The following is a 22835-nucleotide window of genomic DNA, read 5'->3' as shown; positions in this document are numbered from 1 at the left end:
CGGGACGCTTACTGCAGCTTGCAGCCTGGCGCCGGATCGGCCAGGGCCGTGGCCGCGATGCTGGCCACGTGGTTGGCGCCGTCACGCACCTCGCGCAGGTAGACGTTCTGCACCGGGTTATGCGCCTTGGAGAAGCTCCAGTCGCCGCGTGGGCTGGCGATGTGCGCCTGGCTCATGGCGGCGATCCAGGCGTCGCGGTCCTCGGTGTTGCCGGCTACCTGTTGCAGCGACTGGGCCAGCAGCAGGCCAGTGTCGAAACCCTGCACCGCGTAGATGTCCGCCTCCTTGCCGAACTGCTGGCGATAGGCGTCACGGAAGCTACGGTTCTGCTCGGTGTCCAGGCTGTCGGCGTAGTGCAGTGTGGTCAGCACCCCTTCGGCGGCCTGGCCTTGCGCGGCCAGGGTGCCCTCGGTGAGGAAGCCCGAACCGAGCAGCGGGATCTTGCCCTGCAGACCCGCGGCGGCGTAGTCCTGGACGAACTTGGCGGCGCCGCCACCGGCGAAGAAGACGAACACCGCGTCCGGCTTCAGCGCGGCGATTTCGGTCAGCTGCGACTGGAACTCGACGTCTGGAAACGGCACGTAGATTTCCTTGCTGACGGTGCCGCCGGCCTTCTCGAAGCCTTCCTTGAAGCCCTCCACCGATTCGGTGCCGAAGCCATAGCGCCAGGCCACGGTGACGATGTTCTTGTAGCCCTTGTCGGCGGCCACCTGGCCCATCGGGTAGGCGGTCTGCCAGGAGGTAAACGAGGTGCGGAAGATGTTCGGCGCGCACAGCGGGCCGGTGGCGGCGTTAAAGCCGGCATTCGGGATGATCAGCGGCACGCCGCTGTCACGGGCGACCTTGACCGCGCCCATGCCGACCCCGGAATGCACCGGCCCGACCACCACGTCGACCTTGGCGCCGTCGACCAGCTTCTGCATGTTCGGCACCGCCTTGCCCGGGTTGGCTTCGCTGTCGACGCTGACGTACTCCACCGGGCGCCCACCGAGTTGGCCGCCCTGCTGCTCGATGGCCATCTTCATGCCGTTGGTGATGGCCTCGCCGAGGGCCGCATAGGTGCCGGTGTAGGGCAGCAACAGGCCGACCTTGACTGGGTCGGCGGCCTGCGCATTGCCGAACAGGGCCAGGGTGAAGGCGGCAGAGCTGAGGGTGGAAGCGATTTTCTTATAGTTGTTCATCGTGGTTATCCAGGTTCGCAAGGTTATCGGGATGTAACGGGTCTCCGTTGCGCCGCGCCGACGAGCTGGCCGGAGCGGCGCCGGGCGTCAGAGCAGGTTCCAGGTGTAATTGAAAATCAGCCGGTTCTCGTCGACGTCGCTGCGGTAGTTGGAGCGCGCGGTGACGTTGCGCACTTTCACGCCCAGGCCCTTGAGCGAGCCGCTCTGCACCACGTAGCCGATGTCCAGGTCGCGCTCCCACTCCTTGCCCTCGAAGCCGCGGCCGGTGTCGACGTTGTCACCCTTGATGTAGCGCACCCCGGCCACCAGGCCCGGCGCGCCCAGGGCGGCGAAGTCGTAGTCGTAGCGCGCCTGCCAGGAGCGCTCGTCGGCTGCGTCGAACGCGTAGGTCGGCACCTCGTTGCCCAGCGGGCTGACGTTGGCGAACACCCGCGGCAGGCCGTCGTCGCCGAACATTGCCTGGTAGCCGAGGTAGACGGTATGGCCGCCGTACTTGGCCGACAGCAGGGAGAACGCCGCCTGGTTGTCCAGCTTGCCGATCAGCTGCTCGCCGTCCTCGGCCGAGTCGAAGTAGCCGAGGCTGGCACCGAGCACCCAGTCGCCGACCGGTTCGCTGTGTTTGAGGCTGAAATAGCGCTGGTTGTAGATATCTTCCAACTGGGAGTACCAGGCACCGACCGCAGTGCGATTGTCGTTGAAGGCATAGTCGGCACCGGCGTAGTTAAAGCGGTCAGTGGTGACCAACTGGCCGGCCTGGCGGCGCGGGACGAAGCCGACCATGGCGCCGAGCTCGCCGTCGCCAGCCTCATTGCGCAGGCTGGTGGAGCGCAACTGACCGCCTTGCAGGGTCAATCCGGCGATCTCGTTGGAAACGATGCTCGCGCCCTGGTAGGTCGGCGGCAGCAGGCGGATATCGCCGAAATACAGCACCGGCAGCATGGGCTGCAGCTCGCCGATCTTCAGCTCGGTCTTCGACAGTTTGACCTTCAGCGCCGCGCCCAGACGGCTGTAGTCATCGGCTGCTTTGCCCTCGTCGGTTACTGGCAGCAGGCCGGTATTGACGCGGTCACGGCTGCTGTCGAGCTTGAGGCCGAGCAGGCCCACGGCATCCAGGCCGAAGCCGACCGTGCCCGGGGTGTAGCCGGACTTGAAGTTGAGGATAAAGCCCTGGGCCCACTCCTCGGCCTTGGACTGCTGGTTAGGCCCAACAATGCCTGAGTAGTCGCGGCTGAAGTAGTAGTTGCGCGCGGTGAGGGTCGCGGTGCTGTCTGCGAGAAAGCCGCCTTCGGCCGCCATCAGGGTCGAAGGCAAGGCCAGGGCGACAGCCAGGGCCAAGGGGGCACGCAATGCACGAGATACAGGGTTTGATTGCTTCATCGTTTCACTCTTTGTAGTTGTTGTAGTGATGTTGACTTCCACCCTTGCCGGCAACGAGGCGCGGCAACGCAAGCGGGTGGCCTTACCCCCGCCCTGCCCCGGTCTCCCCCAGGCAGAGCGGCAATAACCGATAAAACGGGTTGCTTAGCGCGCCACCTCCCGTTCGCCGAGTGGCTCGACCTGGCGGCGCTCAGTGCGCCGTGCGCTCAACAGCAGATGAGCGGCGATGCCGAAGATCAGTCCCCAGAACGCCGCCGACAGGCCGAGAAAGGACATGCCCGAGGCCGTGACCAGGAAGGTGATCAGCGCCGCCTCGCGGTCGTTCGGCGCCGCCATGGCGCTGGCCAGCGAACCGCCGATGGCGCCGAACAACGCCAGCCCGGCCAGTGCCGCGATCAGCTCTTTGGGCAAGGCGCTGAACAGCGACACCAAAGTGGCGCCGAACAGCCCCAGCAGCAGGTAGCAGAGGCCGCCGGCAACGCCGGCCACATAGCGTTTACGCGGGTCCTCATGGGCCTCGCGGCCGGTGCAGATGGCCGCGGTGATCGCCGCCAGGTTCAAACCGTGACAGCCGAATGGCGCCAGCAGCAGACTGGCTGTTGCACTGGCACTGATGAGGGGGCTGGCCGGAGTCTGGTAGCCGTCGTTACGCAGCACCGCCATGCCGGGCACGAATTGCCCGGTCAGGGCCACCATCACCAGCGGCAAGGCGATGTTCAGGGTCGCGGCCAGGCTGAACTGCGGGGTGATCCACAGCGGCATGGCCAGGCCGATCACCAGCGCCTCGCCGTGCAGTTCGCCGCTGACCAGGGCAATCAGGCAGCCGACCAGCAGCACCGCCATTACCGCGTAACGCGGCAACAGACGTTTGACAACCAGGTAGGTGGCGAACATCGCCAGCACCAGCAAGGGCTGGCTCTGCAGCGAGACGAACAGACCGGTACCGAAACTGAACAGGATGCCGGCCAGCATGGCCGCGGAGATCGCCGGCGGCAGGCGGCCGATGATGCGGTCGAAGGCGCCGGACAGGCCGACCAGCAGGATGATCAGGTTGGCCACCAGATAGGCGCCGACCGCCTCGTTCAGGCTGATCTGCGGCAGCAGCGAAACCAGCAGCGCCGAGCCGGGAGCCGACCAGGCGATGACCAGCGGCACCCGGTAACGCAGGCTCAGGCCGATGCCGAGCACGGCGCTGCCGATGGAAATCGCCCAGACCCAGGACGTCAGCACCGCGTGGGACAGGCCGGCGCTGTCGGCCGCCTGGAAGATGATCACCAGCGGCCCGGCGTAGGAAATCAGCGTGGCGATACAGCCCGCCACCAGGGCGGACAGGGACAAATCGTGGAACAAGGCTTTCATAAGACCTCGCCGCAGGGCGCAGCTCGCCATCCGTGGTGATAAACCCGGATCGCTGTTGTTATGGATGAAGCAGGGAGTCCTCGGGTGGCTGGCGCTTTAACCAGCCTCCCGAGGTCTCTGGCGCTGGGTGTGGGTGGATGAAAACCGCGTCATCCACCCTGCCCTTCAGGCGTCCTGCAAGGCCCGTGGACGCTGGCTGCGCTGCTCGGCCGCCGGCGCTGGCGCCTTCTGCAACTGGAAGTCGAACGCCAGCTCGGCGAAGCGCCCCTGCACCCCACGCGCCTCGGCCGCCGCCGCGTCCTCGACGAAGCGCAGCGCACCGACCAGGCCTTCGCGGGTGGCGTAGGCGAAGTCGTCCCACAGGTACTGGTCACCATCCAGGTTGATCTGGGTGGTCAGATGGCGGTGGCCCGGCGCCGCGACGAAGAAGTGGATATGCGCCGGACGTTGGCCATGGCGGCCCAGCAGGTCCAGGCACTCCTGGGTCGGGCCGTCCGGGGCGCAGCCGTAGCCGCTCGGCACGATGCTGCGCGCGCGGTAGCGACCCTCGGCGTCGGTGACGATGCGCCGGCGCAGGTTGTATTCGCTCTGGCTCTGGTCGAAGAACGAGTAGTTGCCCTTGGTATTGGCGTGCCACAGGTCGACCACCGCGCCGGCCACCGGCTGGCCATCGGTGTCGCGCACCACGCCCTCGAGGAACATCACGGTGGCCTCGGTCAGCTCGCTGCCGTCGTCCATCCGCGCCTGACCTTCGCTGATCGGCGCGCCGGCTACGTACAGCGGGCCTTCGATGGTCCGCGGGGTGCCACCGCTGAGGCCGGCCTGGGCGTCCTTGGCGTCCTGCAGCAGGTCGAGGAAGTGCTCCAGGCCCAGGCCCGGCACCAGCAGGCCGAACTCGCTGCGCGCGCCCAGGCGGTTGAGGTAGTCCACGGCGGTCCAGAATTCGTCGTCGCTCACTTGCAGGTCTTCGATGATCTTCGCCGCGTCCTGGACGATGCGCAGCACCAGTTGCTTGACCCGCGGGCTGCCCTGATCGTTGCCGAAGCCAGCGGCTTCTTCGAAGAACTTCTGAATCTCGGCAGTCTGGGAAATTTTTACAGTCATGACGGTTAACCTCGAGTTGTTGTTATGGCGTCTGCTTAGGGCCTGGCGACTTAGCGGTCGTCGCTATGGATCGACGAGGGATGGCGGCACAGGCCGTCGATTTCGATATCCATGTAGGGGAACAGCGGCAGCTGCATCAGGGTGTCGTGCAGCGCCTCGACACTCGGCAGGTCGAACACGCTGTAATTGGCGTAGTGCCCGGCGATGCGCCACAGGTGGCGCCAGGCGCCCTCGCGCTGCAGGCGCTGGGCCAGTTCCTTCTCGTCGGCCTTGAGCTGGCTGGCGCGGGCCGGGTCCATATCCACCGGCAGTTTTACGGTCATCTTTACGTGGAACAGCATGGGTTTCTCTCCTCGGCCGGTGGGCCAATGGTTGGGGCGTTAGGGACGGCGGAAGAACGCCAGACGCTCTTCGTCCAGGCTCAGGCCGAGGCCGGGAGTCGCCGGCACGTGAAGGTGAAAGTCGCGGTACAGCGGCGCCTCGCTGACGATTTCCTCGGTCAGCAGCAGCGGGCCGAACAGCTCGGTGTGCCAGGTCAGCTGCTTGAGCGTGAGGAAGGCATGGGCCGCAGCCAGGGTGCCGATCGCGCCTTCGAGCATGGTCCCGCCGTACAGGGCGATGCCAGCCGCCTCGGCGATCTGCGCGGTGCGCAGCACGGCACGCGGGCCGCCGTTCTTGGCGATTTTCAGGGCGAAGATGCTGGCCGCGCCGTCGGCCGCCAGGCTGAAGGCGTCCTCGACGCTCTCGATCGACTCGTCGGCCATGATCGGCGCCGGGCTGCGCTGGTTCAGGCGGATCTGCCCGCCGCGGTTGATCCGCGAAATGGGTTGTTCGATGAGGTCGATACCGTTGTCGCCGAGGATGCGGCAGGCGCGCAGGGCCACCGACTCGTCCCAGGCCTGGTTGACGTCGACCCGCACGCTGGCGGAGTCACCCAGCGCCCGCTTGATGGCAATCACGTGCTTGAGGTCGTGGCTGACTTCGTTGGCACCGATCTTCAGCTTGAAGATGCGGTGGCGCCGCGCCTCAAGCATCTGTTCGGCCTCGGCGATGTCCTTGACAGTGTCGCCCGAGGCCAGGGTCCAGGCCACTTCCAGGCTGTCGCGCACGCGGCCGCCGAGCAGTTCGCTGACCGGCAGGCCGAGGCGCTTGCCCTGGGCGTCGAGCAGCGCGCTTTCCAGACCGGACTTGGCGAAGGTGTTGCCCTTGGCCGCCTTGTCCAGACGCTGCATGGCGGCGTTGATATTGCCCGCGGCCTGGCCGACCAGCAGCGGCGCCAGGTGGCTGTCGATGTTCTGCTTGATGCTCTCCGGGCTCTCGTTGCCGTAGGCCAGGCCACCGATGGTGGTCGACTCGCCCAGGCCTTCGATGCCGTCGGAGCAGCGCAGGCGGATCACCACCAGGGTCTGCTTTTGCATGGTGTGCATCGCCAGCTTGTGCGGGCGGATGGTCGGCAGATCGACGATGATCGCCTCGATGCTTTCGATCAGGATGCTTTCATTCAGGACAGGGCTCATTTCAGGTTCCGGTAGGTTCCGCAGGGTTGTCATCAGGAAGCCGCCAGTGCAGCGCCTTGCGCGACGCGAGTGCGGCGCTGGCTGCTGATGGCGAACAGGATCATGGCAATGGCAGCCACCGCGCCCGGCAGGGCGAAGGCCATGAAGTTGAGTTGCAGCGGCAGGTTGATGCCGAGCAGCGCGCCACCGAGCAGCGGCCCGACGATGGCGCCATTGCGGCCGATGCCCGAGGCCCAGCCGAGGCCGGTGGAGCGGATGTTCATCGAGTAGAACTGCGCGGCGCAGGCGTACAGCAGGATCTGCGAACCGATGGTGGTGGCGCCGGCGATGGCGATCAGGCCGTAGAGCACCGGGGTCGGGCTGTTGAAACCGAGCAGGCTGATCGACACCGCGGCGATGACGAAGAACACCGCCAGCACTCGCGGCAGATTGAGGCGGTCGCCCAGCACCCCGCCGCCGATGGCACCGAAAATCGCGCCGACATTCAACACCAGCAGGAAGGACAGGCTCGAACCCAGGCTGTAACCGGCATTGGCCATCAACTTGGGCAGCCAGGAGCTCAGCGCGTAAACCATCAGCAGGCAGCAGAAGAACGCCAACCAGAGCATCAGGGTGCGCAGCGCACGGCCCTCACTGAACAACTGCAGCACTGGGGTGCCGGCACTCTTGGGCGCGGCCATCAACAGCTCGTCGCCAGCGCTCAGTGGATACTGCGGATCGACCCGCTTGAGCACCTGGCGCGCCTCATCCTGGCGCCCGTTGCGCAGCATGAAACCGACCGACTCGGGCAGCAGGTAGACCACCAGCGGCAGCAGCAACAGTGGGATACCGGCAATCAAGAACATCACCTGCCAGCCGAACTGCGGGATCAGCCACATGCCCAGACCGGCCGAGAGCATGCCGCCCACCGAGTAGCCGCTGAACATGATGGCCACCAGGGTGCTGCGGATCTTCTTCGGCGCGTACTCGTTCATCAGCGCCACCACGTTGGGCATCACCCCGCCAATGCCGAGGCCGGAAATGAAGCGGCAGGCGCCGAATTCCATGGGGTTGCGCGCGAAGCCGTTGAGTACGGTGAAACCGCTGAACAACACGACGCAAATGGTGATGGCCTTCTTGCGCCCGATACGGTCGGCCAGCGGGCCGAAGAACAGCGCGCCGAACATCATGCCGAACAGCGCATAGCTGCCCAGGGCACCGGCTTCCAGGGGACTCAGCCCCCATTCCTTCATCAACAACGGCAGCACCACGCCGTAGATGACCAGGTCGTAACCGTCGAAGATGATGATCAGGGCACACCAGAACAGCACCATCCAGTGGAAGCCGTTGAAGCGTGCGTTGTCGATGATGTCGTGGACGTCGATCTTGCGCATGGCATGGGACTCTTTTGTTGTTGTAGGAGCGCGTCCTGGCGTGGCTATCCCTCGGGCGGCGGTGACCGGGCTTAGCCCAGATCGCCACCGCCCACCGGCAGGGTCACGCCGGTGATGTAGGCGGCATCCTCCGAGGCCAGGAAGAGGATCGCCCCGGCCTGCTCGTCGATGCTGCCGTAGCGTTTCATCAGGCTGCTGCTGACGGTCTGGTCGACGATCTGCTGGTACCAGCGCTTGTCCTGCTCGCTCTGCTCGGCGGCGTTACGCGGAATGCGCCGCGGCGGTGCCTCGGTGCCACCGGGTGCGGTGGCATTGACGCGAATACCGCGCTCGGCGGTCTCGAACGCCAGGCAGGCGGTCAGTGCGTTGACCCCGCCCTTCGCCGCGCCGTAGGGCACCCGATTGACCCCGCGGGTGGCGACGGAGGACACGTTGACGATGGCGCCACTGCCCTGCTCGAGCATCTGCGGCAGTGCGGCATGGCAGCACCACAGGGTGGGGAACAGCGAGCGGCGCACTTCGGCCTCGATCTCCTCGGCCTGGTAGTGCTCGAACGGCTTGGCCCAGATGGTGCCGCCGACGTTGTTGACCAGGATGTCCAGGCGACCGAAATGCTCGACCGCCGCCTTCATCACCCGCTGGCAATCGGCGAACTGCTCGAGGTCGGCGGTCAGGGTCAGCACCGGGCTGACGCCTGCCAGCTCATGGGCCAGTTCATGCACCAGCTCGGAGCGGTCGACCAGCACCAGGCGCGCGCCCTCCTCGGCCATGCGCTCGGCCACGCGCCGGCCAATGCCTTGGGCGGCGCCGGTGATCACTGCGACCTTGTCTTGAAAACGCTTGTTCATAGTCCCGACCTCAATCAATGGTTGCGGCGCGCCTGGATCCTGTGGGAGCGGGCTTGCCCGCGATGCTTCCAATGCCTTCGCGGACAAGTCCGCTCCCACAGGGGCAAGGCCTCAGGCGCTGGCAGCGAACTTCTCGTAGTAGAAGTTCGCCGGCGCGATGCCCTGCTCGCGGATGTAATGGCTGACCGCCTCGACCATCGGCGGCGGGCCGCAGAGGTACAGGTCCACTTCGCCGTCGTTGAGGTGCTTGGGCTCTATGTGCTGGGTCACGTAACCCTTGAGCGGGTGGCTGCTGTCCGGATTGGCCACGCAGGCGCTGAAGCTGAAGTTGGGGATGCGCGCGGCCAGGGCCTCGAGCTTGTCCATCTCGACCAGATCGAAATCGTTGGTCACCCCGTAGATCAGGTGCAGCGGGTGCTCGCTGCCCTGCTCGGCGATCTTCTCGAGCATCGCGGTGAACGGCGCCAGGCCGGTGCCGCCGGCCAGCAACAGCAGCGGGCGCTTGATCTCGCGCAGGTAGAAGCTGCCCAGGGGGCCGGCCAGGGTCATGCTGTCGCCGGCCTTGGCCAGGCCGGTGAGGAAGCTGCTCATCAGCCCGCCCGGCACGTTGCGGATCAGGAAGCTGACTTCGCCGTCCTTCTGCAGGGTGCTGAAGGAGTAGGCGCGGGTCTGCTCGCTGCCCGGCACCTGCAGGTTGACGTACTGGCCCGGCAGGAACGCCAGCTTGCTCAGCGCTTCACCCTTGATCGACAGCGCGATGGTGCTGTCGGAGAGCTGGCGCACGGCACTGATCGCCGCCTCGAAGCTGGCCTGTTGGGTCTTGCACAGCTCTGAAGACGCGGGGACGCGGATAACGCAGTCACTCTGTGCGCGCATCTGGCAGGTGAGCACATAGCCCTGTTCGGCTTCTTCCTCGCCCAGGGCGTCATCGACGTACTCGTCGCCCAGGTCGTAGCTGCCGGCTTCGGCGAAGCATTTGCAGGTGCCGCAGGCGCCGTCGCGGCAATCCAGGGGAATATTGATGCCTTGGCGATAGGCGGCATCGGCCACGGTTTCGCTGGCGTCGGCATCGATGAAGCGGGTGACCCCGTCTTCGAAATTCAGGGCGATTTTGTGGCTCATGGCACACCTCGCATAGCAGTGGTTACACACGGTTCCGGGCGTTTTTGCCGCGAGCTCGCCCCCGACGGGAGGCCAGCAGGCCTCCCAGCCTTGAGTACGAGCCTGCGCCGGCTCCGAACGGGTAATTAGATGTGGTAGACGTCGATGACCTGACGCACGTAATCGTTCTTCAGCACCACCTTCTTGGCCTTGATCAGCGGGCTGTCGCCGCGCACATCGAGGGTGTAGAAGCTGCTGCCGAAATAACTGTCCACGGTCTTGTAGCGAAAACTCAGGGTGTGCCAGTTGAAGCGCACCTTGCACAGTCCGTCCGCCTGCTCGAGGATCTCGATGTTGCTGATGTTGTGCGAGGTCCGGGTGTCCGGGATGCTCGCGCTGGAGCGCTCGGTCTTGATGCGAAACACCCGGTCTTCCAGGCCGCCCCGATTGCCGTACCAGATCAGCGAGATTTCGCTCTGCGGGTCTTCGGTCAGTTCGTCGTTGTCATCCCAGGACGGCATCCAGAAGCTGGCATCGGCGGCGTACAGTTCCAGCCAGCTGTCCCAGTCCTTGTCGTCCAGGTAGCGCGCTTCGCGGTAGAGGAAGTCGCGCACGGCGTCATAGGAAATGCTCATCACAGGCCCTCCACGGGAATCAGTTGCGCCTGTTCCTTGTGCAACGCCTCGATCATGGTCTTCTGCCAGTACTGGTGTTGCAGCACGAACAGGCCTTCATCTTCGGTGCGCACGCCGGAGAGCAGCGGCTTCAACTGGATTTCCTCGGCGGCCTGGTCGGCGCCCTCGATCCAGTGCTCGGCGCCGCGCGACATGTCGTTCCAGCCACGGCTGCCCTGGTAACCGAGCTGGCAGGAGCGGAACTCCTCCAGATCGTCCGGGGTGGCCATGCCGCTGACATTGAAGAAGTCCTCGTATTGGCGGATGCGTCGGCTGCGAGCCTCGGCGCTCTCGCCCTTGGGCGCGATGCAGTAGATGGTGATCTCGGTCTTGTCCACGGAGATCGGTCGGGCGATGCGGATCTGCGAGCTGAACTGATCCATCAGGTAGACGTTCGGGTACAGGCACAGGTTGCGCGAGTTCTCGATCATCCAATCGGCGCGGGCCTGGCCGAAATCGCTGGCCAGCTGGTCGCGGCGCTCGTACAGCGGGCGATCCTCGGGGTTGGCCCAGCGGGTCCAGAGCAGCAGGTGGCCCTTGTCGAAAGAGTAGAAACCGCCGCCATTCTTGGCCCAGCTGCCGGCGCTCATGGTGCGGATCTCTTCGCCGGCCTCGCGCTGCTTGCGCTGCTGCTGGGTGGCGGCGTAGTTCCAGTGCACCGAGCTGACGTGGTAACCGTCGGCGCCGTTCTCGGCGGTGAGCTTCCAGTTGCCTTCGTAGATGTAGCTGCTGGAGCCGCGCAGCACTTCCAGGCCATCGGCCGACTGGTCGACGATCATGTCGATGATCTTCGCCGACTCGCCGAGGTGCTCGACCAGCGGCGGCACGTCAGGATTGAGACTGCCGAACAGGAAGCCGCGATAGGACTCGAAGCGCGCGACCTTCTGCAGGTCGTGCGAGCCGTCGCAGTTGAAGCTCGACGGATAGCCGGCCTCCTTGGGATCCTTGACCTTGAGCAGCTTGCCGGAGTTGTTGAAGGTCCAGCCATGAAACGGGCAGGTATAGGAGCTCTTGTTGCCGGTCTTGTGCCGACAGAGCATGGCGCCACGGTGGCTGCAGGCGTTGAGAAAGGCGTTGAGCTCACCGTCCTTGTTGCGTGCGATGAAGATCGACTGGCGGCCCATGGTGGTGGTGAGGTAGTCGTTGTTCTCGGGAAGCTGGCTCTCGTGGGCCAGGTACAACCAGTTGCCCTCGAAGATGTGCTTCATCTCCAGGTCGAACAACCGAGGATCGGTGAACATCTCGCGCTTGCAGCGGTAGATGCCCTTGTCCTTGTCTTCTTCAAGCAGGCTATTGAGGTATTCGAGTCCCAGGGTCATGGCCATGGCTCCGTTGTTATTGTTTCAACGGTATTAAGGCTACGGGGCAAACTTGTCGGACAATATCCGCTTTGTGCATGACCGTTATCCGTTTTCTGCAGACTGCAAAAAATGGCTATGCATGCGGCCGAATGGACGCACAAACGCCGCCGGGGCCGCACGCGCGGACTGCTCGGGGGCGTTTCAGGGATTTTTTTTTTGGGGGGGGGGGGGAAGGCAGAGGCACCGCGCTGACAATCAGCCGCGCCGACGCAGGGTATCCGACGGCAGCTCGCCGAAGCTGTTCTTGTAGCTCTCGGAGAAGCGCCCGAGGTGCAGGAAGCCATAGTCCAGGGCGATCTCGGTGACGCTGCGCACATGGCAGTTCGGGTCACTCAGGCAGCTGTGGATGCGCGCCAGTTTGCGTTCTCGGACATATTGCTTGGGGGTGTTGCCGGAGTGGCGCTCGAACAGGGCGTAGAGCGAGCGCAGGCTGATCTGCGCACAGGCGGCCAGGTGCTCGGCGCTGATGTCCTGTGTGAGGTTGGCCTCGATGTACTCGATCAGGTGCTCGAAGGGTGCGGCCTGAGGCAGCGGCTGCGCGCGACATAGGTTGCTACCGAGTTGGGTCAACAGCTTGCTGGCGACTATGCGGCTGTAGTGCTCCTGGGTCTGCAGGGCGTTGTCGTCGGCCTCGGCCTCCAGGCACACCAGGCCGAGTAGACGGGTCAGGCTCTCCAGCTCGGACAAGGCATACAGGTTGCGGGTGAAGTGAATGCCCCGCTCCGGGACCTTCCAGCGCTGCTCGTCGCAGGTGGCCTGCAACAGACTGACCGGCAGCTTGAGGATGAACTTCTCGCAGTCTTCGGAATAAGTCAGGTCGACAGGGTCGTCCGGGTTGATCAGCAGCAGCTCACCGGGAGCCAGGTAGTGCTCGTCATGGCGGCTGCGCCACAGGCAGTGGCCCTTGAGCAGGATCTGCAGATGATAGATGGTTTCCAACGCCTCCGAGGTGACCCGCGCACTGCCGCCATAGCTGATCCGGCACAGGTCCATACTGGCAAATTTGCGGTGACTGAGGCTGGCCGAGACGCCGCCCTTGGCCGGCAACTGGATGCAATGATGCCCTACGTGCTGGTCGACATAACCCGACACGGCATAGGGATCGGCATGGTCGAACACCATGCTCTTGTCACTCAGTAGCAGCATCCGCGAAGTACCCGATTATTTTTATATTGACGCCCGCCATTACGGGCGTTGCACCGCCTGGTATTTCTCTGAGTCTACCCAACAGCTGGGCAGCGTCTCGGCAAACGGACGAATGGCCTCGTCGAGCTATTGGCAGACCGCCACCATAGAAAACTGTCGGAAATCCCGTCAACCGCTTGCGGTAAAAAGCGTTCGATTATCGCGCCTGCCCCCCGCCCTTACAGAGGCGCAAACAGCTGGCTGCTCAGCTCCCGACTGGCGTTGAGCATGATCGGCAGGAAGCGCTTCTCCAATTCGCTGGCCGCTACACGGCCGGCGTGGGTACTGACGTTCATCGCCGCCAGCACGTGCCCGGCCGAGTCGTACACCGGCACCGCCAGCGAGCGCAGGCCCTGCTCCAGCTCCTGGTCGACCATGCACCAACCCTGCTGGCGCACCCGCTGCAAGCACTCCCAGAGGTCTTCCGGGGTATGCAGGGTGCGGCTGGTCTTGGCCTGCAATTCGGCGTTATTCAAATAATCGTGGAGGCTGTCGTCGTCCAGCGCGGCCAGGAGGATGCGGCCCATCGAGGTGCAGTAGGCAGGCAGGCGGCTGCCGACACTCAAGTCCACCGAGATCAGCCGTTGGGGAATAGCCGAGCGGGCGATATACAGCACCTGCTCGCCCTCCAGGGTGGCCAGGTTGCAGGCCTCGTGCAGCTGTTCGCTGATGCGGTCCAGGTAGGGCTGCGCCGACACCGCCAGGGGGGTGGACGACAGGTAGGCATGGCCGAGGGTCAGCACCTTGGGCAGCAACGAGTAGGTGCGCCCATCGGTGGTCGCATAGCCCAGTTTCATCAGGGTATACAGGCAGCGACGCACGGCGGCGCGGGGAATATCGGTGCGATGGCTGATCTGCGCAATGGTCAGGTGACGCTTGCGCTCCTGGAAGGCGTTGATCACCGCGAGACCGCGCGCCAGAGAGGCCATGAAGTTCGGGTCGCCGCCGAATTCGGCGATGCGCTTGGCCGGCGACACATAGGGGGGGGGCGCCAAGGCGGAAAGGGGCGGTCGCGTTTCGCTCATACAGCCTCCGAAGAAGAGTTGGGTGGACTTTCGAGCGATTATCGAACGCAAGGTCGATAATCGCAATTGGTCCACTCTTCCCAGCGGATGACCTGGTCATCTTTCAGCCTTGCGGCTTCAAGGGCTGGTACGAGGGTACGAGGATTCATTCCGCCCCCGGCAGCCCGTTCACCCGTTCTGACAGGCAGAGCTAGTTCAAGGCCAAAGCAGCATGAGTCGCCGGGGGCAATGGTCACGGCCAGCACTGGGCGCCTGATCAGGCCGGCAGGCGTATCGAGGGACTTACGCATAGTCACGCCTAGGCTATGCAGCGTCAGGACCGTTCGGATTGTCCTGAACCATGCACAACCTAAAGGCGGCTATTTAGATATCAGCATGTGCTCGAGTCTTATCGGGCTCGAGTACAGGCGTTGTAGTAGCTCTTAGTGCGACTCGGTTGGAACCTGCAGCACTACCCGGCCCCGGCTTGGGCAGGTTTCCATATGGCGATGCGCTTCGACGACCTTGTCGAAGTCGAACACCGAGTCTATGAGTGGCCGCAGCAAGCCATCGGCGGTGAGCTGGTTGATGCCTTTGAGCGCCTTGGCCACGGCTTCCTTGTCCTGCGGGATACCCAGTTCTTCCTTGCCGGTGAAGTTACCGATGCAGTGGACGAAGAACTGGATGTTCTTCTGAAAGGCCGCGCAAGCCGGGAACGGCGTCTCGTTACCGCCTTGCAGGCCGTAGAGGATCAAGCGTCCGCGCGGCGCCAGGGCGTCACCGAGCAGGCACATCTGCGGGCCGCCCAGGGCATCCATCACCACATCGACGCCGCGGCCATCAGTGAGCTTATTCACTCGGCTCACCAGGTCCTGCTCCTCGGTGAGGATCACATGATCGGCGCCCAGTTCACGCAGAAACTCGCTGTCTTCGGGGTCTTCGCTGGCAGCGATGACTCGCGCGCCCAGGGCCTTGCCCATCTGTACGATATAAGGCCCCCAGCAGCGGCTGGCTTGGGTGACCAGTACGCTTTCATTCGGCTGCAGGCGAGCCAGTTCGATGAAACCGAACCAGCCGACTAGCGATGGCAGGTAGTGCACGCTGGCTTGTTGCGGGGTCAACCCATCCGGGTAACGGGTCAAGGAACTGCGCGGCAGTACCACTTCCTCGGCATAACTGGGGTAGCGGTTGACGCTATGGCCGGGAAAACTGGCGACTTGGTCGCCAACCGCCAGGTCATCGACCCCCTCGCCCACAGCCAGCACTTCACCGGCCAGTTCATGGCCGAGTCCTGCTGGCAGCTGGGCCGGCGTGGTTGCCAGATTCTGCCGCCAGAGCACGTCGAACCAACTGACGCCGATGGCGCAAACGCGCAATAGAACTTCGCCTGCGCCTGGTTTTGGCGATTGACGCTCTTCAAGCTTGAGAACGTCGGCTTCGCCAAACTGATGAAAACGAATGATGCGGGACATTGCAAACCTCGCCGGTTAACCCCTTATGCCGTGGACTTTATCTGGGCTTTACCAGCAATGCCACCTGCCGAAACTGATAATCACCATGCCTGTCGATGATGATACAGCCGCTAAATATCACTCACCTTTACTTGTGTATTGCCTATCCGCAGTGATCCGCATTAGCCTGAGACCCGCAGAGTCCCGCGCCCCACACCCTAAATGGACACCGGATGAACCGCAACGACCTCCGCAGAGTCGACCTCAACTTATTGATCGTTTTTGAAACGCTGATGCATGAGCGCAGCGTGACGCGCGCGGCGGAAAAGTTGTTTCTCGGTCAACCGGCCATCAGCGCTGCCCTCTCCCGCCTGCGCAGCCTGTTCGACGATCCGCTGTTCGTGCGCACCGGGCGCAGCATGGAGCCCACGGCGAGGGCGCAGGAGATCTTCGCCCTGCTCACGCCGGCGCTGGACTCTATCTCCACGGCCGTCAGCCGGGCCGCCGACTTCAATCCGGCGACCAGCACTGCGGTGTTTCGCATTGGTTTGTCCGATGACGTCGAATTTGGCCTCTTGCCACCGCTGATCAAGCGTTTGCGTGCCGAGGCGCCGGGCGTGGTGCTGGTCATCAGGCGTACCAACTACCTATTAATGCCAGGCCTGTTGGCCTCGGGCGAAATTTCCGTCGGGGTGAGTTACACCGAGGAACTGCCGGCCAATGCCAAGCGCAAGGTGCTGCGCCGCAGCAGGGCCAAGCTGCTGCGCGCCGACAGCGTGCCCGGCGCGTTGAGTCTGGATGATTATTGCGCCCGCCCCCATGCCCTGGTGTCGTTCGCCGGTGACCTCAGCGGTTTTATCGACGAGGCATTGGCAAAAGTCGGCCGCCAGCGCCGCGTGGTGTTGGCCTTGCCGCAGTTCAATGGCCTCGGCACCCTGCTCAGCGGCACCGATATCCTCGCCACCGTGCCCGACTATACCGCCGCGGCGCTGACCGCAGCCGGTGGTGTACGGGCCGAAGAACTGCCGCTGGAAACCCAAACCTTCGAGCTGCACATGACCTGGCGCGGCGCGCAGGACAACGACCCTGCCGAACGCTGGCTGCGTTCGCGGATTCAGATGTTCTGCGGCGACCCGGACAGCCTGGGGTAATCCACAGCATTAGCCGGTATCGATTGAACCGGCGCTATCATCATTCCGGCTGATATTAACCTTCGCAGCGTTCGATTCGTGCCCACGCCATCCGCGACCCAAACTCCGCCCGTCCACATATTCGACTGGCGGAGTCACACATGGAACGGTTCACACATCTCTCCTGGCGCTTTTCAGCGGCCTTCGCGACCGCACTGCTGTTGAGCGCCTGCGGCAAGGCCGCGGAAACCAGCCAGCAAATGCCGGTTGCCCAGGTCAGCGTCGCAGCAGTCATTCAACAACCTATCAACGAGTGGGATGAACTCAGTGGGCGCCTGGAAGCGCCGGAGTCGGTGGAAATTCGCCCACGTGTCTCGGGTTTTATCGACACCGTCACGTTCGCCGAAGGCAGCCTGGTAAACAAAGGTGATCTGCTGTTCCAGATCGACCCGCGGCCGTTCCAGGCTGAGGTCAAGCGCCTCGAGGCCCAGTTGCAGCAAGCCCGTGCCGGCCAGACTAGAGCGATCAGCGAGGCCCGCCGTGGCGAACGCCTGCGCCAGAGTAACGCGATCTCCGCCGAGTTGGCCGATGCCCGCGCCAGTGCCGCGCAGGAGGCCAAGGCCGCGGTGAGCGGTATTCAGGCCGAACTGGACAATGCACGCCTGAACCTCAGTTTCACCCGTGTCACCGCGCCCATCGACGGTCGCATCAGTCGCGCCGAAGTGACGGCCGGCAACCTGGTCAACGCCGGGCAAAGCCTGCTCACTACGGTGGTCAGCACCGACAAGGTATATGCCTACTTCGACGCCGATGAGCGGGTGTTCCTCAAGTACATCGAGCTGGCCCGTCAGGATGGCAGCGATGCCCGTGACGCCAGCCCGGTCTACCTTGGCCTGTCCAATGAGGAGGGCCATCCCCACCTGGGTCAACTGGATTTTCTCGATAACCAGGTCAACCCGAAGACCGGGACCATTCGCGGGCGTGCGGTGTTCGACAACCGCGACGGCCAGTTCACCCCCGGCCTCTATGCACGCCTCAAGCTGGTCGGCAGCAGCACCTACGACGCCACCCTGATCAAGGACGAGGCCGTCGGCACTGACCTGGGCAAGAAGTACGTACTGGTGCTCGGCGAAGGCAACAGCGTGGGCTACCGCGCCATCGAACTGGGCCCCAAGTTGCAAGGCTTGCGTATCGTCCGCAGCGGCTTGGCCAAGGGTGAACAGATAGTGGTCAACGGCCTGCAACGCGCCATGCCCGGCTCGACCGTCGACCCGCAAAGCGTGCCCATGGCCGATGCCGAAACCCTCGCGGCCCTGGCCCGCCAGCGCCGCGCCGTGGATGCCAGTGACGCACCGCGCGTCGCCGATCAGAACCTCAAGCCGATCAGTACGCCGCGCAGCTAAGGGTAAACGACCATGAACTTCTCGCAATTTTTCATTCAGCGGCCGATTTTCGCCGCGGTGTTGTCGCTGCTGATCCTGATCGGCGGGGCCATCTCGTTGTTCCAGTTGCCGATCAGCGAATACCCGGAAGTGGTGCCGCCGACTGTGGTGGTGCGCGCCAGCTTTCCCGGCGCCAACCCCAAGGTGATTGGCGAAACCGTGGCTTCACCACTGGAACAGGCGATCACCGGGGTCGAAGGCATGCTCTACATGTCGTCCCAAGGCACTGCCGACGGCAGCATGACCCTGACCATAACCTTCGCCCTGGGCACCGATCTGGATACCGCCCAGGTGCAGGTGCAGAACCGCGTGACCCGCACCATGCCGACCCTGCCCACCGAAGTGCAGCGGCTCGGCGTCACCGTCGACAAGGCCTCGCCGGACCTGACCATGGTGGTGCACCTGACCTCGCCGGACGACCGCTACGACATGCTCTACCTGTCCAACTACGCCGCGCTCAACGTCAAGGACGAGCTGGCGCGCCTGGACGGCGTCGGCGATGTAAAGCTGTTCGGCCTGGGCAACTACTCCCTGCGCGTCTGGCTGGACCCGCACAAAGTGGCCTCGCGCAACCTCACCGCCAGCGACGTGGTCAACGCCATCCGCGAGCAGAACCGCCAGGTCGCCGCCGGCTCGCTCGGCGCGCCGCCCGCGGCCAGCGACAACAGCTTCCAGCTGTCGATCAACACCCAGGGCCGCCTGGTCAACGAGGAAGAGTTCGAGAACATCATCGTGCGGGCCGGCGAAGACGGTGAGATCACCCGCCTGAAAGATATCGCCCGGATCGAGCTGGGCTCCAGCCAGTACGCCCTGCGTTCACTGCTGAACAATAAGCCCGCGGTGGCCATCCCGGTGTTCCAGCGTCCGGGTTCCAACGCCATCGAGATTTCCGACGCGGTGCGTGGGCGCATGGCCGAGCTGAAGCAGAGCTTCCCCCAGGGCGTGGACTACGAGATCGTCTACGACCCGACCATCTTCGTCCGCGGCTCCATCGAGGCAGTGGTGCACACCCTGCTCGAAGCCATAGTGCTGGTGGTGCTGGTGGTGATCCTGTTCCTGCAGACCTGGCGCGCCTCGATCATTCCGCTGGTCGCCGTACCGGTGTCCCTGATCGGCACCTTCGCCGTGATGCACCTGCTCGGTTTCTCGCTGAATGCCTTGTCGCTGTTCGGCCTGGTACTGGCCATCGGCATCGTGGTGGACGACGCCATCGTCGTGGTGGAGAACGTCGAACGCAATATCGGCCTGGGCAAATCACCGGTCGAAGCCACCAAACAGGCGATGAAGGAAGTCACCGGGCCGATTGTCGCCACCGCTCTGGTGCTCTGCGCGGTGTTCGTGCCCACCGCCTTTATCTCCGGCCTTACCGGGCAGTTCTATCAGCAGTTTGCTCTGACCATCGCGATTTCCACGGTGATTTCCGCGTTCAACTCGCTGACCCTGTCGCCAGCCTTGGCCGCCGTGCTGCTGCGCAGCCATGATGCGCCCAAGGACCGCTTCTCCAGGGGCCTCGACAAGCTGTTCGCGGGCTGGCTGTTCAAGCCCTTCAACCGCCTGTTCGACCGCGCCAGCCATGGCTATGTCGGCACCGTCAAGCGGGTGCTGCGTGGCAGCGGCATCGCCCTGGTGGTCTACGCAGGGCTGATGGGCCTGACCTACCTGGGTTTCGCCAGCACGCCGACCGGCTTCGTACCGCCGCAGGACAAGCAGTACCTGGTGGCCTTCGCCCAATTGCCGGATGCCGCTACCCTGGACCGCACCGAGGCGGTGATCAAGCGCATGTCGGCCATCGCCGCGCAGCACCCGGGCGTGGAGAACACCGTGGCCTTCCCCGGCTTGTCGATCAACGGCTTCACCAACAGCCCGAACAGCGGCATCGTCTTCACCCCGCTCAAGCCCTTCGACCAGCGTACTGATCCGTCGATGAGCGCCGGGGCCATCGCCGCCGAGTTGAACCAGCAGTTCGGCGAGATTCAGGACGCCTATATCGCCATCTTCCCGCCACCACCGGTGCAAGGCCTCGGCACCATCGGCGGCTTCCGCGTGCAGTTGCAGGATCGCGGCAATCTGGGCTACGAGGAGCTGTACAAGCAGACGCAGAACATCATCGCCAAGAGCCAGAACGTGCCGGAACTGGCTGGCCTGTTCAGCAGCTATCAGGTCAACGTGCCGCAGATCGATGCCGATATCGACCGCGAGAAGGCCAAGACGCATGGCGTGGCCATCAGCGACATCTTCGACACCATGCAGGTCTACCTGGGCTCGTTGTATGCCAACGACTTCAACCGCTTCGGCCGTACCTACCAGGTCAACGTCCAGGCCGAGCAACAGTTCCGTCTGGCTCCCGAGCAGATCGGCCAACTGAAGGTGCGCAACAACCGCGGCGAGATGGTGCCGCTGTCGACCTTCGTCAAGGTCAGCGACAGTGCCGGTCCCGACCGGGTGATGCACTACAACGGCTTCCTCACCGCCGAGATCAATGGCGCGGCTGCGCCCGGCTACAGTTCCGGTCAGGCCGAGGCCGCCATGGAACGCCTGCTCAAGGCAGAGCTGCCCAACGGCATGAGTTTCGAGTGGACCGAGCTGACCTATCAGCAGATCCTCGCCGGCAACAGCGCGATCTTCGTCTTCCCGCTGTGCGTGCTGCTGGCCTTTCTGGTGCTGGCCGCCCAGTACGAAAGCTGGAGCCTGCCGCTGGCGGTAATCCTGATCGTACCGATGACCCTGCTGTCGGCCATCACCGGGGTGATCCTGACCGGGGGCGACAACAACATCTTCACCCAGATCGGTTTGATCGTATTGGTCGGCCTCGCCTGCAAGAACGCCATCCTGATCGTCGAGTTCGCCAAGGAGAAACAGGACGAGGGCCTGGACCGCATCGCTGCGGTGTTGCAAGCCTGCCGCCTGCGCCTGCGGCCGATCCTGATGACCAGCTTCGCCTTCATCATGGGTGTGGTGCCGCTGGTGGTTTCCTCCGGTGCAGGCGCCGAGATGCGCCATGCCATGGGCGTCGCGGTGTTCAGCGGGATGCTCGGGGTGACCTTCTTCGGCCTGCTGTTGACCCCGCTGTTCTATGTACTGATCCGCGGTTTCGTCGAGCGGCGTGAAGCGAAAAAAGCCATGCGACTGCAGGAGGTGCAGGCATGAGCAGCTTCGCAACCAATCCCCTGAGAACCAGCCTGCTCGGCCTGGCCGCTTCATTCACCCTGGCGGCCTGCACCGTCGGCCCGGACTATCGCGCGCCGCTGACTGAGCCCGCCGTGCTGGCCAGCGCCACAAGCGGCAACTACGACCGTTCACGTTTCGAATCGGTCTGGTGGCAGCAGTTCGACGACCCGACCCTGGACCAGCTGGTGCAGCAGTCGCTTGCGGACAACCGCGAGCTGCGGGTGGCCTTCGCCCGCCTGCGCGCGGCGCGCGCCATCCGTGACGACACGGCCAACGATCGCCTGCCGACCATCACCAGCCGCGCCAGCAGTGAAATCGGCAAGGCCCAGCAGCCTGGTGTGACTGAACAGCGGGTGAATGCCGAGCGCTACGACCTGGGTCTGGACATGGCTTGGGAACTGGACCTGTTCGGCCGTATTCAGCGCCAGCTGGAAGCCAGCGATGCCGAGGCGCAAGTGGCCGAAGCCGAGCTGTACCAGTTGCAGGTCAGCCTGATTGCCGAGTTGGTGGATGCCTACGGTAGCCTGCGCGGCGCTCAGCTGCGCGAGGGTATCGCGCGCGACAACCTGAAAAACCAGCACGCCTCGCGCGATCTCACCGAGCGGCTGCGCGAGGCCGGGGTCGGCAGCGAACTGGACGTGTTGCGCGCCGACGCGCGCCTGGCGGCCACCGAAGCCAGCCTGCCGCAATTGCAGGCCGAGGAAGCGCGGGCGCGTCACCGCATCGCCACCCTCCTCGGCCAGCGTCCCGAGCAGCTGAGCGTGGATCTATCCGCCCGCCCGCTGCCGGTGATCGGCAAACGTCTGCCCATCGGTGACGCCACCGAGCTGTTGCGCCGGCGCCCGGACATCCTCGCCGCCGAGCGTCAACTGGCGGCGGCCACCGCCAATGTCGGGGTCGCCACCGCCGACCTGTTCCCCAGGGTCAGCCTCAGTGGTTTTCTCGGCTTTACCGCCGGGCGCGGCTCGCAGCTGGGTTCTTCGGCCGCGCGTGCCTGGGCGGTAGCGCCGACCATCACCTGGGCCGCCTTCGATCTGGGCAGCGTGCGTGCGCGCCTGCGCGGCGCCGAAGCGGAATCCGAAGGTGCCTTGGCTAACTACGAGCAGCAGGTGCTATTGGCGCTGGAGGAGTCGGAAAACGCCTTCAGCGATTACGCCCAGCACCAGCAGCGCCTGCTCGCCCTGGTCCGCCAATCGGAAGCCAGCCGCGCCGCCGCGCAACAGGCCGGCGTGCGTTATCGCGAAGGCACGGTGGACTTTCTGGTGCTGCTGGATGCCGAGCGCGAACGCCTGGCTGCCGAAGATGCCCAGGCCCTGGCTGAGGTGGCGCTGTACCGCGGCATAGTCGCCATCTACAAGGCACTGGGCGGCGGCTGGCAGCCGCGCGCCTGACACCGAGCTCCTCGGTCGGCGCTGCCGACCTCTTTGTGCCCCACGCTCTGTGCTCCTGAGCGTGGGGCTTTTTTTTGGCTCTGTCCCAAAATTGTGTTGCAAGGACTAAGCTTTAAGGCAGACATCCGCTTGTGAGGTCTGCCCACCATGGATACTCAAGCCTTTCAGC

General features: G+C 64.4%; 18 protein-coding genes. 4 read left to right on the top strand and 14 right to left on the bottom strand.

Translation table 11 applies throughout. The features are described 5' to 3' along the window. Positions 1-8: 8 nt before the first annotated feature. From FBY03_RS18110 to FBY03_RS18045, 14 genes are all read right to left on the bottom strand, one after another. Positions 9-1181 carry an ABC transporter substrate-binding protein gene (locus tag FBY03_RS18110; protein ID WP_147173755.1) on the bottom strand — a complete coding sequence of 391 codons (1173 nt, stop codon included), beginning with the start codon at positions 1179-1181 and terminating at the stop codon, positions 9-11. Positions 1182-1268: 87 nt separating this feature from the next. After that, the gene (locus FBY03_RS18105) at positions 1269-2558 is read right to left on the bottom strand and encodes an OprD family porin (protein ID WP_147173754.1); all 1290 of its coding nucleotides are present in this window, start codon (positions 2556-2558) and stop codon (positions 1269-1271) included. 144 nt (positions 2559-2702) lie between these two features. Then, on the bottom strand, positions 2703-3917 hold the full coding sequence (locus FBY03_RS18100) for a benzoate/H(+) symporter BenE family transporter (RefSeq protein WP_147173753.1): 1215 nt from the start codon (positions 3915-3917) through the stop codon (positions 2703-2705). A gap of 165 nt (positions 3918-4082) precedes the next feature. After that, on the bottom strand, positions 4083-5021 hold the full coding sequence (catA, locus tag FBY03_RS18095; RefSeq protein WP_025166117.1) for a catechol 1,2-dioxygenase: 939 nt from the start codon (positions 5019-5021) through the stop codon (positions 4083-4085). A 50-nt stretch (positions 5022-5071) separates the two neighbouring features. Beyond that, entirely contained in the window at positions 5072-5362 is a 291-nt protein-coding gene (catC, locus tag FBY03_RS18090) for a muconolactone Delta-isomerase (RefSeq protein WP_147173752.1), read from the bottom strand. 39 nt (positions 5363-5401) lie between these two features. Beyond that, positions 5402-6538 (bottom strand): muconate cycloisomerase family protein, encoded by a 1137-nt coding sequence (locus FBY03_RS18085; protein ID WP_147173751.1) that lies wholly within the window; start codon positions 6536-6538, stop codon positions 5402-5404. Between the two features lie 32 nt (positions 6539-6570). After that, on the bottom strand, positions 6571-7911 hold the full coding sequence (locus FBY03_RS18080) for an MFS transporter (protein WP_147173750.1): 1341 nt from the start codon (positions 7909-7911) through the stop codon (positions 6571-6573). Between the two features lie 71 nt (positions 7912-7982). Next, positions 7983-8759, bottom strand: coding sequence for a 1,6-dihydroxycyclohexa-2,4-diene-1-carboxylate dehydrogenase (locus FBY03_RS18075; RefSeq protein ID WP_147173749.1), 777 nt, complete (start codon positions 8757-8759; stop codon positions 7983-7985). 111 nt (positions 8760-8870) lie between these two features. Beyond that, complete coding sequence (benC, locus tag FBY03_RS18070; RefSeq protein ID WP_147173748.1) at positions 8871-9881, bottom strand: benzoate 1,2-dioxygenase electron transfer component BenC; 1011 nt, start codon at positions 9879-9881, stop codon at positions 8871-8873. A 125-nt stretch (positions 9882-10006) separates the two neighbouring features. Continuing rightward, positions 10007-10495 carry a benzoate 1,2-dioxygenase small subunit gene (benB, locus tag FBY03_RS18065; RefSeq protein WP_025166123.1) on the bottom strand — a complete coding sequence of 163 codons (489 nt, stop codon included), beginning with the start codon at positions 10493-10495 and terminating at the stop codon, positions 10007-10009. Next, positions 10495-11853: a benzoate 1,2-dioxygenase large subunit gene (gene benA / locus FBY03_RS18060; protein WP_147173747.1), complete on the bottom strand. Its 1359-nt coding sequence runs from the start codon at positions 11851-11853 to the stop codon at positions 10495-10497. The genes benB and benA overlap by 1 nt, the downstream gene beginning before the upstream one ends. Before the next feature lie 237 nt (positions 11854-12090). Continuing rightward, positions 12091-13041 carry an AraC family transcriptional regulator gene (locus tag FBY03_RS18055; protein ID WP_147173746.1) on the bottom strand — a complete coding sequence of 317 codons (951 nt, stop codon included), beginning with the start codon at positions 13039-13041 and terminating at the stop codon, positions 12091-12093. Positions 13042-13259: 218 nt separating this feature from the next. Then, positions 13260-14105: an IclR family transcriptional regulator gene (locus FBY03_RS18050; protein WP_147173745.1), complete on the bottom strand. Its 846-nt coding sequence runs from the start codon at positions 14103-14105 to the stop codon at positions 13260-13262. Between the two features lie 422 nt (positions 14106-14527). After that, positions 14528-15556, bottom strand: a complete 1029-nt coding sequence (locus tag FBY03_RS18045; RefSeq protein WP_147173744.1) for a zinc-dependent alcohol dehydrogenase family protein — start codon at positions 15554-15556, stop codon at positions 14528-14530. A 212-nt stretch (positions 15557-15768) separates the two neighbouring features. Between FBY03_RS18045 and FBY03_RS18040 the strand changes: the two genes are divergently transcribed. The 4 genes from FBY03_RS18040 to FBY03_RS18025 all read left to right on the top strand — a co-directional run bounded on the left by FBY03_RS18040 (position 15769) and on the right by FBY03_RS18025 (position 22666). Next, entirely contained in the window at positions 15769-16686 is a 918-nt protein-coding gene (locus tag FBY03_RS18040) for a LysR family transcriptional regulator (protein WP_147173743.1), read from the top strand. Between the two features lie 140 nt (positions 16687-16826). Then, entirely contained in the window at positions 16827-18068 is a 1242-nt protein-coding gene (gene mexE, locus FBY03_RS18035) for a multidrug efflux RND transporter periplasmic adaptor subunit MexE (protein WP_147173742.1), read from the top strand. A gap of 12 nt (positions 18069-18080) precedes the next feature. Further along, positions 18081-21254 carry an efflux RND transporter permease subunit gene (locus FBY03_RS18030; RefSeq protein WP_147173741.1) on the top strand — a complete coding sequence of 1058 codons (3174 nt, stop codon included), beginning with the start codon at positions 18081-18083 and terminating at the stop codon, positions 21252-21254. Continuing rightward, positions 21251-22666: an efflux transporter outer membrane subunit gene (locus FBY03_RS18025; RefSeq protein WP_147173740.1), complete on the top strand. Its 1416-nt coding sequence runs from the start codon at positions 21251-21253 to the stop codon at positions 22664-22666. Before FBY03_RS18030 ends, FBY03_RS18025 begins: the two co-directional genes overlap by 4 nt. The last annotated feature ends 169 nt before the right edge of the window (positions 22667-22835 follow it).

The sequence above is a fragment of the Pseudomonas sp. SJZ079 genome, from assembly GCF_007993865.1.
In the GTDB taxonomy this organism is placed as follows: domain Bacteria; phylum Pseudomonadota; class Gammaproteobacteria; order Pseudomonadales; family Pseudomonadaceae; genus Aquipseudomonas.
This window is presented reverse-complemented; position numbering and strand designations above follow the sequence as displayed.

Bases quoted from the DNA above. Each gene is read 5' to 3' on its own strand.
- FBY03_RS18110 (WP_147173755.1), bottom strand. From the start codon at position 1,181: ATGAACAACTATAAGAAAATCGCTTCCACCCTCAGCTCTGCCGCCTTC.
- FBY03_RS18105 (WP_147173754.1), bottom strand. From the start codon at position 2,558: ATGAAGCAATCAAACCCTGTATCTCGTGCATTGCGTGCCCCCTTGGCC.
- FBY03_RS18100 (WP_147173753.1), bottom strand. From the start codon at position 3,917: ATGAAAGCCTTGTTCCACGATTTGTCCCTGTCCGCCCTGGTGGCGGGC.
- catA (WP_025166117.1), bottom strand. From the start codon at position 5,021: ATGACTGTAAAAATTTCCCAGACTGCCGAGATTCAGAAGTTCTTCGAA.
- catC (WP_147173752.1), bottom strand. From the start codon at position 5,362: ATGCTGTTCCACGTAAAGATGACCGTAAAACTGCCGGTGGATATGGAC.
- FBY03_RS18085 (WP_147173751.1), bottom strand. From the start codon at position 6,538: ATGAGCCCTGTCCTGAATGAAAGCATCCTGATCGAAAGCATCGAGGCG.
- FBY03_RS18080 (WP_147173750.1), bottom strand. From the start codon at position 7,911: ATGCGCAAGATCGACGTCCACGACATCATCGACAACGCACGCTTCAAC.
- FBY03_RS18075 (WP_147173749.1), bottom strand. From the start codon at position 8,759: ATGAACAAGCGTTTTCAAGACAAGGTCGCAGTGATCACCGGCGCCGCC.
- benC (WP_147173748.1), bottom strand. From the start codon at position 9,881: ATGAGCCACAAAATCGCCCTGAATTTCGAAGACGGGGTCACCCGCTTC.
- benB (WP_025166123.1), bottom strand. From the start codon at position 10,495: ATGAGCATTTCCTATGACGCCGTGCGCGACTTCCTCTACCGCGAAGCG.
- benA (WP_147173747.1), bottom strand. From the start codon at position 11,853: ATGACCCTGGGACTCGAATACCTCAATAGCCTGCTTGAAGAAGACAAG.
- FBY03_RS18055 (WP_147173746.1), bottom strand. From the start codon at position 13,041: ATGCTGCTACTGAGTGACAAGAGCATGGTGTTCGACCATGCCGATCCC.
- FBY03_RS18050 (WP_147173745.1), bottom strand. From the start codon at position 14,105: ATGAGCGAAACGCGACCGCCCCTTTCCGCCTTGGCGCCCCCCCCCTAT.
- FBY03_RS18045 (WP_147173744.1), bottom strand. From the start codon at position 15,556: ATGTCCCGCATCATTCGTTTTCATCAGTTTGGCGAAGCCGACGTTCTC.
- FBY03_RS18040 (WP_147173743.1), top strand. From the start codon at position 15,769: ATGAACCGCAACGACCTCCGCAGAGTCGACCTCAACTTATTGATCGTT.
- mexE (WP_147173742.1), top strand. From the start codon at position 16,827: ATGGAACGGTTCACACATCTCTCCTGGCGCTTTTCAGCGGCCTTCGCG.
- FBY03_RS18030 (WP_147173741.1), top strand. From the start codon at position 18,081: ATGAACTTCTCGCAATTTTTCATTCAGCGGCCGATTTTCGCCGCGGTG.
- FBY03_RS18025 (WP_147173740.1), top strand. From the start codon at position 21,251: ATGAGCAGCTTCGCAACCAATCCCCTGAGAACCAGCCTGCTCGGCCTG.